The organism is Bacillus sp. Root131 (assembly GCF_001429475.1).
Taxonomy (GTDB): Bacteria; Bacillota; Bacilli; order Bacillales; family Bacillaceae_G; genus Bacillus_A; species Bacillus_A thuringiensis_S.
In genome coordinates this window covers 313,032-322,535 of record NZ_LMJQ01000004.1, presented here as the reverse complement: position 1 = coordinate 322,535, position 9,504 = coordinate 313,032, and the positions used below count along the sequence as shown (strand labels likewise).

Here is a 9,504-nt window from a genome sequence, read left to right as displayed (position 1 = left end):
CCGTTGGTTCTCCAAATTGTTTCGTCAACCTTTTTATAAAGGCATATGCTGCTTGATGATCTCGTGTTTTTCGAAGTTGAAAATCAAGTGTATATCCATCACTATCAATCGCACGATACAGATAAGACCACTCCCCTTTCACTTTGATGTACGTCTCATCTACATGGCCTCACCATACATGCCCATCAACTTAAGAATTTTCACTACCCCCAAGTACCAAAAAACGTTATTCTTTCTTACATAATATAAATGAGAAAGGGTGACGTTTTTTTATGAATCTCTCGATTCAAGAGGAGTTACAACCATTTGTAGAAGAATTACAGCGCTATATCACACCTGAATTTTTGGAAGAACTGGCAAGAGAGATGAAGTTTGTAAAGAGAAAACGCAAATTTTCGGGATCAGATTTAGCTACCATTTGTATTTGGATTAGCCAAAGAGTGGCCAGTGATCCTTTAGTACGATTATGTAGTAGGCTTCACGCAGTTACAGGTACTGTACTTAGCCCGGAGGGCTTAAATAAACGATTTAATGAAAAATCAGTGTTATTTTTAAAACATGTCTTTTCTTTGTTGTTACAACAAAAAATCTGTGAGCAAACTTACATTTCTAATCAACTTCTTTCCCATTTTAAACGCATTCGTATCATGGATGCCACCATGTTTCAGGTACCTCATACTTTGGAACATATATATCCTGGTTCAGGTGGTTGTGCGCAAACAGCTGGAATCAAAATTCAATTAGAATATGATTTACATAGTGGCCAATTTTTCAATTTTCAAGTGGGCCCTGGAAAAAATAATGATAAAACATTTGGAACAGAATGTTTAGATACGTTACGACCAGGCGATTTATGTATTCGTGATTTAGGGTATTTCTCATTAGAAGATTTAGATCAAATGGATCAACGGGGGACATATTATATTTCGAGGTTAAAGTTAAATACGAACGTATATGTAAAAAATCCAAGTCCGGAATATTTTAAAAATGGTGCCATTAAAAAACAATCAGAATACATACAAATCAATGTCATACAAATTTTGAATCAACTCCAACCAGGTGAAACAATAGAATACCAGCAAGCTTATATTGGAGATAAACAGCAGTTATTTTCACGTCTCGTTTTTCATCGTTTAACAGCAGCACAATTACAAAAACGCCTGAAAAAAATTGCAGAAAAAGAAAAGTCGAAACACAGAACCTATTCAGAGAAAAGTAAATTAGTAGCAGGATTAAATGTGTATGTGACAAATGCACCTTGGGAATGGGTTCCGATGGAACAAGTACATGAATTGTATACATTACGCTGGCAGATAGAAATTGTTTTTAAAACGTGGAAATCATTATTTGATATAGATCATTGTCGCACTGTCAAACAAGAAAGAATAGAGTGCCATTTATACGGGAAACTGATCGCTATTTTCTTATGTTCTTCTACTATGTTTAAAATGCGTCAACTTTTATTACAGAAGAAGAAAAAAGAATTAAGTGAATATAAAGCAATTGGAATGATTCAGGACCATCTATTTCTCCTCTATCAATCCATACAAAACACCCAAGAGATAACAAAGCTTCTAACCCGCCTGTTCCACCTTCTACAACAAAACGGACGGAAATCTCATCGATACGAGAAGAAAACAGTCTTTGATATCATGGGTGTTATCTATGAGTATAGTGGATGCAGCAAGCAAAAGAAAGCTGCATAAGAAAAAAATGAAACCCGTTAGGGTTTATTTTGCGTGCTTATTTTTAATAAATCCCTCCATTTGGGGAGATTTTAGTTCAAATGAACAATATTTGGTTTTGTATCCATCCTTAAGTTGATGGGCATGGGNTTGCGTGCTTATTTTTAATAAATCCCTCCATTTGGGGAGATTTTAGTTCAAATGAACAATATTTGGTTTTGTATCCATCCTTAAGTTGATGGGCATGGGGTCACCATACCAAAAAAAGAAAATTGTACGTTTAGACACATTTTGGGCACAATTTAAGGGGCTTACTGTACGTTTAGACTATTTTTCTGTGAAATAGGAGTTAATTTAGTGCTTGGAATTTGATATTTCTTTAAATGTTACCCCTTTGTTACATTGCTTGTTTATTTGTTTATTAATTGGTAGTTTCTGTCTTATTCCCCTTTTTCGGGGGGATGGGCAAAGTTACCCTTATACGATAAAAGAGGGAGTTTGATGGAAAATCAATAACAAGTAATTTTTTTATTGTTATTGATTTTCCATTCCCTATTGCAGAATCCTTATGATAAGGATTCTTTTTTCGTATCAAAGATCCACAAATAAAAATAGATAAGATTGGCGTTATCTCCTAAAGTTACATAATAATTTATATTCGTATCTCCTTATTTTAGTTTTGTAAGTGGCTCCAAAAAGAAGGAATCGTTGCCGTACCTCATTTAAAAAGAACTTATTTTGGTAAATAAATCCTTTTAAAATATTGTCTTGATTTCTCGTGATTACAAGTGTAATATCATTATCAGGATTACAATTGTAATCACGAGAAGGGAGGTCAATATGAATAGTTTACCTAAGATATCAGAAGCAGAATTAGAGGTCATGAAAGTTCTTTGGGATACAGCATCCCCACTTACTGCAAATGAAGTAATCCAAGCTCTTGAGAAGACAAATGATTGGAGTCCTAAAACTGTTCGAACATTGCTCAACAGATTAGTACGCAAAAAAGCCATTTCTTCTCATCAAGAAAAAGGAAAAATGTATACATACATTCCTTTAATTTCTCAAGATAAGTATTTACAAGTAGAAACACAGTCTTTTCTAAAACGTTTTTACGGCGCAGCATTAAAACCATTACTTGTAAATTTTATAAAAGAAGAAAAGTTTTCTTCAGAAGATATTGATGAATTGAAACAACTTTTAAATGATAAAGTCGAATCAAATCACAGAAAGGATAGATAATTATGTTTCATCCGTTATGGAATAGTTACCTTTCTTCTATCTTTGATTGGGTAATAGAAACTTCTATCCTTGCGAGCGTGTTAGTTGGTTTTATTTTATGCATAAAAATTGTATTAAAAAATTGGCTAACTCCTCGATGGAAATACGCATTATGGCTTATCCTTATTGTAAGACTTATACTACCTTGGCTTCCTGAAAGTTCTTTTAGCATATATTCAATACTTTCAAAAGGTTATGAGTCTTCCCAGTTCTTTATTCAGGAAAATACAAGCATTTGGCATGTAAAAGAAAACATACATGAACCAAAAACATCAATTTCAACTCAAAAAATAACTAAGGAAGTTCCTACGGGAGGCAAAAACAACAACTGGAACCTATCCGTATATAATATCCTGTTGTTGTTTTGGATTCTAGGAGTCTTGGTATCTGTATTTTTCATGATACTGATAAATAGACGGTTATACATTTATGTAGGCAAACAACCAGCTATAACAGAGAAAAGAGTTTTGGACATTTTTGAAAAATGTAAAAAAGATATGTTAATAAAGAAGGACATCTCTTTATCTCTTTCTGGAAAGATTTCAAGTCCTACACTTTTTGGGATTAGAAACCCTAGAATTTTACTTGATGAAAACCACGTGAAATACTTAAATGATAACCAACTAAGATATATTTTTTATCATGAATTATCTCATTTTAAGAGAAAAGATATAATTATTAATTTACTTATGCATTGCTTACTTATTTTAAATTGGTTCAATCCTATTCTTTGGTATGCATATTATGCAATGCGTGAAGACCAAGAAATAGCATGTGATAATTTGGCTCTCACTTTTATTAATCCTGAAGAAAAAATTGCATATGGACAAACCATTATTACACTATTAGAACAATATTCTACTTATTATCGAACACCTACATTAGCTAATTTCAGTAGAAATAAAGCAATATTGAAAAGGAGAATTATAATGATTAAAAAATTTAATAAAAACTCGTACCGTTGGTCTGCAGTAGGATTGGCTACTATTTTAGGATTATCTACATTATCTTTAGTGAATATAAACGCTGAAGAAACTTCTTATAAGAAAAACATAGTAGAACAGCCTAAAAAAGAAGTAGAACAACCTAAAGAAATATAAAATTACAGATAAAATGAAAATGTTATGAATTAAAAACTTAATGGGGCCACTATACATGCCCATCACCTTAAAAATATTAACTCTCCCCAAAAGTAAAAAAAAGATGATGTATTTTCATATAGGTGATTATTTGTGGAGGTTAAACCCAAAAAACAAATTTCAATAATCTAAAAGAATTACGAGACAAAAATTATATAAATAAGCTATAAAATCAATAACCGGTTAATTTGTATCTAAAATGTGTCTAAACGTACAATTTTCTTTTTTTGATATGCTGAGGCCATCCCGGTGGACAATATTTTTCTAGCAATCTATCAATTCTGATGAAATTGATAGATTGCCGGAAAGTGGAAAATGATTATCCGCATATTCCGAAGCAGATGTAACAGAGTATTCTTCCATAATTAAGTGTAAAACCAAAATACGTTGTTTTAAAAAGTTATTTGTTAGAATTGGTTATAAGTAATAAAACAGAAAAGAGGATTACATGTTAGATAATTTAAAGAGAAGCGAGAATTTTTTTTTTTATTATGTCTTATTTTTTTAGTGCTTTTAACCGCTTGTGGTAATACAGATGTTAAGACATCTAAAGCTTCATTACCACCAGCTCAATCAAATACAGATAAATCATTAAAAGCACCAAATTGGGTAGATAAAAGTCCTATTCAACAGTCTCCTAATTTTATTGAAGATAAAAAAGTAAAATCGGTTGTGAATTTAATAGCAACGGGTGATAATTTATATCATGACGCAGTAATTAAAGATGGCAAACAAAAAGACGGTTCATATGATTATCACTATATTTATGAAAATATAAAAAAAGCTGTTCAATCAAGTGATCTTGCTATAGTGAATCAGGAGACTCCAATTGCAGGGAATAATCTAAAAGTACAGGGATATCCGACTTTCAATACACCTGAAGAAGTAGGCCAATCTTTAGTGGACACTGGATTCAATATAGTGACTCAAGCGACAAATCACGCTATGGATATGGGGATTAAAGGTGTTGCGAATACAAGAGAATACTGGAAGAAATATCCGGATGTTATCTCATTAGGCATTAATGAGAGTCAAAACGAGCGTAATGAAATAAAAATGATTACAAAAAATGGTATTCGCTTTGCGTTACTCAATTATACATATGGTACGAATGGAATTAAAATTCCAGCTGATAAGTCTTGGGCTTTAAATTTAATTGATAAAAAAGCGATACAAAATGATGTGGAAAAGGCAAAGAGTAGCTCTGATATGGTGATTGTTATGGTGCATTGGGGAGTAGAATATACCTTTACACCTGCAAATCAACAAAAAGAAGTTGCTCAATATTTAACAGATTTAGGTGTAGATGTAGTAATTGGAAATCATCCACATGTAATTCAACCAATTGAGTGGAAACAAAACAAAGATGGACATCAAACGCTAATCTATTATTCTCTTGGAAATCTTATTTCTGCTCAAGAGAAATTAGAAACATTGGTTGGAGGACTATCCTATATACAATTTGTCAAATATGAAGATGAAACTTTTGGTATACGACAAGCTGCAGTCGTACCGACAGTAACCGACTATGCTGATGGTAAGAAACATTTTAAAATTCAATTTTTAAAAGATTATTCGGATGAAAATTCTAAAAATCATGGAATTAAAGAATTTGTTGGCCCCGTTTCTTTGAAGAATTTCAAGGATATTCCTAGAGATGTGTTGGGAAATTGGTATAAAGACTAATAAACAAGAAGGGAGTAAGATATAATTAAAAAAATCATAATTATAGCATTGGTATTGGCATTGGGATGGAGTTTTGCTGCTTGTAGTGGAAAACAAATATCTCAGGAAACTACTAATAATAACAATAAAAATAAAATTGAGATAAATGCGAATAAAAACGATGTTTTACCTATCACTGATCTTAATGATTGGAGAATTCTTCTTGTAAATAGAGAGCATATGTTACCAAAGGAACTAGGGATTGAATTAACAAGTATCAACCAAAATGCTAAGCCCAATATGAAAATAGATAGCAGAATTTCAACTTCCTATCAGGATATGGTAACAGCTGCAAAAAAAGAGGGGATCAACCTTTATTTAAGATCAGGTTATCGAGCTATAAAATTACAACAAACTTATTATGATGCCTCAATTAAAAGCTATAAATCTCAGGGTTTGTCGGATAAAGAGGCTAGTGCTAAGGCATTGGAATATCTTCAGTATCCTGGTGCAAGTGAACATCACACTGGATTAGCGTTAGACATTATTTCAGTTGAATGGCAGAATACTGTAGAAGATTTAAATGCAAACTTTGATACTACCGATGCATTCAAATGGCTAGATAAGAATGCTGCAGAGTATGGGTTTATTCTCCGCTATCCAAAAGATAAAGAGAATATTACAGGCATTAAGTATGAGCCATGGCACTATCGTTATGTAGGAAAAGAAATTGCTATTTATCTAAAAGAAAAGGGGTTAACTTTAGAAGAGTATTGTCAAAAAATTAAGCCTAACAAGTAAAAATACAATTTGCTTCTATTCTTTCCTGTGAGTAATTGTAACTATTCACAGGAAAGACGGTTAAATAGAAAAGCTATCCTAATTTATAAACTAAGATAGCTTTTTTGTTTTTGGGGAACAATAGATATCTTAACTTGATAGCGATGGGGTACCACCCACATTTTTACGAAAATATACGCTAAGCAAATTTCAACAAAAAAGAAGCCGATTTTTCTACTCTAAGAAGCTTTCGGCCCTAATTCGTTATAAGTTAGTTGCTACTTTGTTTTCTTCATACTCTTTCACTATTTTATAAAAAGTATTTTTCTTCAGTTCTAATAGCACCATAAACTTAACTCCTGTTATTTCTCTGTTTTTCCACTTTGGGTAAGTTTCTTCTATTATAAATAGTTGCTTTTTGCTTAATGTCGAAAGGTTAAGTTGAGGACGTCCTAAGTGCTTTCCTTGAGATTTAGCTACAGCAAGCCCTTCCGCTTGTCGCTGATGAATTGTTAACCCCTTTTTCATGTCGGAATAATCTTTACATTGTTCAGGAAGGAAAAATAAATATGTTCTAAATTATGACTCTGCTGTTCTAGATAATGTTTTAAAGATACGTCAGGTAAATAATTTTCCATGCGATAGTATTTAAAATTAAAAAGATGGTGGGGTTACTCCAAATATAACAGTGACTTTGTGTAAAGAAGTGTTTTCCCATTTATGTTTTGCATATGGGGGTATTTTAACACTATCACCTTGATTAAGAAGTAAAACCTCATCATTTACATATAGTTTTACTTGTCCTTCCATAATAAATGCTATTTCTTCCCCTTTATGTGCCACAGGCTCCATAGATGAAGCGGTTTGAGGTAGCAGATTCATTAAAGCCAATTCCAGTGATCCATCTAAATTAGGAGATAATAACTCATACGAAACATTACCGCTTTCAGGGAAAGTCATTTTTTTTCTTTGATTCGCTCTTACAACTAATTCTTCTGTATTGGTATCTTCCAAGAAAAAATTAAATAAAGGAATATTTAATGCTACAGAAATTAACTTTAGTGTTTGTAAGGATGGATTCGTAATCCCTTTCTCAATCTGACTTAACATGGAAGGTGTTATATCAGCTAATTCAGCTAAACGTTTACTAGTTAATCCTGCATCTTTTCTAAATGCCATAATCTTTTGACCAACATTAATATTGTTCATATACATAATCCCCTTTAAATTAGTAAAAATAATTAAATTAAAATTAATTTTATTTACTTATACTTAAAAAATTGTTAATATATACTTAATTATAATTAATTATAATTAATTTTCAAACGTTTATGTCGTTGTAAGAATATTAAATACGACGAAAATAATTGAAATAGGTCAATTATATTTTGAAGGGGGATTATGAATAAGTGAAATTTCTATAGAAACAAAAGAGAAGTTGAAAAAGAGATTTCCATTGATTCAAAAATTAATTGAAACTGCGGAATTTATTTTGTTTAATCTAAATAAAACGATTTGCTCCATAATAATGCAAAAGTTTTTTCTGAAACACAAGAGGCGGAGTATATGAGGTATTAAAACACGCCAAAGATTTAGCTTTGAAAGATTATTTATTAACTAAACAAGATGATTATTCCGTATTAGATAGTGACATGTTTAGAACATTCTTTTCAAATTATTCAATTGCAGTAGGTTCGACCGGAAATTTAGGGTTAAGCATTGGAATTATGACTGTAAAGTTAGGATTCAATGTAACTGTCCATATGTCAACTGATGCGAAAACGTGGAAAAAGAATCTACTTAGAAGTAAAGGGATTACTGTTATTGAATATACAACAGACTATAGTAAAGCGGTAGAAAAAAAGAATATAAGCTAATAATGTATTCTTAAGTTTTTAAAGGATGTGAAATGAACATGAAACCAGTTTTAAAAAATATAATTATTTCCCTTGTTTTTTCAATAGTAGGGGTGTGTTGGTCGCTGTTTGTCTTCTTTATGCTAGATGCAGACTGGTTATTGACTTGGATAGGTGTATTAATGGCCTATATATCGTTGTACATTGTGATAGGTCTATATAGCAGAAAAACGTACGACTCAAAATTCGCTAAAGTGCTTGTAAAAACAATAATTACAACCTTTAGTTTTGGGGCATTAGGAATCATGGTATTGGTTTATAATGCTATTTTTATATTTAATACCCATAATATTATTAGTGATTTTAGTATTGGTAAATTGTAAAAATCATAATTTCCCTGGGATATATAGTATACTTATACTTGCAAATATACTTCTTACGTTATGGCCGTTATTATGGCCGTTATTTATTACTTTTGTGGGAGCTGGTATGAATGCAAGTGCAGGATGGTAGCAGCTCCACAGATTATAAAAGGGTTAAAAGAAAAAGGTTATGAACTTGAAGCTTATAACCAGAATAATCATTTTCCAATAAACTTCTGGCTTGATAACCGAATATAAAAAATTATGTATTAGTTAAATGAATGGAATAAGAAATTAATGCAGGGTTTAAATATTTGTAAGAGCGTTTTTAGCTAAATATATAACAACACGCTCTTTTAACCGGCTATTTTTTATTATTTAAATTTAAAGAAATATAATTGATTAAATGAAAAAGAGGGTTTTACTCTCTTTTTTTGCATTTCGGCAAAAACTAATTAAATGTGAAGTGAAAATTCATTTGGAATTTATATTAGTAACGAAAGATATTCATGAAGTATCTACTTTCATGTCTTTCTACATCAGTGAATTCTTTTAAACCAACGAGAGTGGGAATTACTCCCACAGTTCATCGCTCCATATTTGATAAAAGCCGCCACCAACCGTTTCAAGCACATCATCATCTTGTTGCGGGAATACTCCATACCAATATGCAGTTTTGATAACTTCACCATCTAAAGTTTCGATTGTAATTTTTTCTTACTTGTAGGCAATACCT

General features: G+C 31.6%; 6 protein-coding genes and 5 pseudogenes. 8 read left to right on the top strand and 3 right to left on the bottom strand.

The window, feature by feature from the left end; all coding sequences use genetic code 11:
• A pseudogene (locus tag ASE54_RS16705) lies at positions 1 to 163 on the bottom strand (DDE-type integrase/transposase/recombinase); the annotation flags it as partial.
• A 109-nt stretch (positions 164 to 272) separates the two neighbouring features.
• On the opposite strand from ASE54_RS16705, the gene ASE54_RS16700 reads away from it, so the two are divergent.
• From ASE54_RS16700 to ASE54_RS16680, 5 genes are all read left to right on the top strand, one after another.
• Positions 273 to 1,706: an IS4-like element IS231F family transposase gene (locus ASE54_RS16700; RefSeq protein ID WP_001053998.1), complete on the top strand. Its 1,434-nt coding sequence runs from the start codon at positions 273 to 275 to the stop codon at positions 1,704 to 1,706.
• An 819-nt stretch (positions 1,707 to 2,525) separates the two neighbouring features.
• Complete coding sequence (locus ASE54_RS16695; protein ID WP_001086889.1) at positions 2,526 to 2,927, top strand: BlaI/MecI/CopY family transcriptional regulator; 402 nt, start codon at positions 2,526 to 2,528, stop codon at positions 2,925 to 2,927.
• A gap of 2 nt (positions 2,928 to 2,929) precedes the next feature.
• A complete protein-coding gene (locus ASE54_RS16690) occupies positions 2,930 to 4,066 on the top strand; it encodes a M56 family metallopeptidase (protein ID WP_000468909.1) in 1,137 nt (378 codons plus the stop codon).
• A gap of 546 nt (positions 4,067 to 4,612) precedes the next feature.
• The gene (locus ASE54_RS16685) at positions 4,613 to 5,791 is read left to right on the top strand and encodes a CapA family protein (RefSeq protein WP_003254688.1); all 1,179 of its coding nucleotides are present in this window, start codon (positions 4,613 to 4,615) and stop codon (positions 5,789 to 5,791) included.
• 48 nt (positions 5,792 to 5,839) lie between these two features.
• Positions 5,840 to 6,571 (top strand): M15 family metallopeptidase, encoded by a 732-nt coding sequence (locus tag ASE54_RS16680; RefSeq protein ID WP_000241959.1) that lies wholly within the window; start codon positions 5,840 to 5,842, stop codon positions 6,569 to 6,571.
• 243 nt (positions 6,572 to 6,814) lie between these two features.
• Here ASE54_RS16680 and ASE54_RS16675 read toward each other — a convergent pair.
• Both ASE54_RS16675 and ASE54_RS16670 read right to left on the bottom strand, forming a co-directional pair.
• Positions 6,815 to 7,198, bottom strand: a pseudogene (locus tag ASE54_RS16675) (recombinase family protein); the annotation flags it as partial.
• A gap of 6 nt (positions 7,199 to 7,204) precedes the next feature.
• Complete coding sequence (locus ASE54_RS16670; protein WP_043333210.1) at positions 7,205 to 7,759, bottom strand: helix-turn-helix domain-containing protein; 555 nt, start codon at positions 7,757 to 7,759, stop codon at positions 7,205 to 7,207.
• A 196-nt stretch (positions 7,760 to 7,955) separates the two neighbouring features.
• Between ASE54_RS16670 and ASE54_RS37105 the strand changes: the two are divergent.
• From ASE54_RS37105 to ASE54_RS35825, 3 pseudogenes are all read left to right on the top strand, one after another.
• Positions 7,956 to 8,412, top strand: a pseudogene (locus tag ASE54_RS37105) (hypothetical protein); the annotation flags it as partial.
• A 53-nt stretch (positions 8,413 to 8,465) separates the two neighbouring features.
• Positions 8,466 to 8,919 (top strand): annotated as a pseudogene (locus ASE54_RS16660) (DUF3902 family protein).
• Positions 8,913 to 9,026: pseudogene (locus tag ASE54_RS35825) on the top strand (polysaccharide deacetylase); the annotation flags it as partial. The pseudogenes ASE54_RS16660 and ASE54_RS35825, both read left to right, overlap by 7 nt.
• Between the last annotated feature and the right edge of the window lie 478 nt (positions 9,027 to 9,504).

Excerpts from the sequence above, each read along its gene's own strand:
- ASE54_RS16700 (WP_001053998.1), top strand. The coding sequence starts at position 273 with ATGAATCTCTCGATTCAAGAGGAGTTACAACCATTTGTAGAAGAATTA.
- ASE54_RS16670 (WP_043333210.1), bottom strand. The coding sequence starts at position 7,759 with ATGAACAATATTAATGTTGGTCAAAAGATTATGGCATTTAGAAAAGAT.
- ASE54_RS16690 (WP_000468909.1), top strand. The coding sequence starts at position 2,930 with ATGTTTCATCCGTTATGGAATAGTTACCTTTCTTCTATCTTTGATTGG.
- ASE54_RS16695 (WP_001086889.1), top strand. The coding sequence starts at position 2,526 with ATGAATAGTTTACCTAAGATATCAGAAGCAGAATTAGAGGTCATGAAA.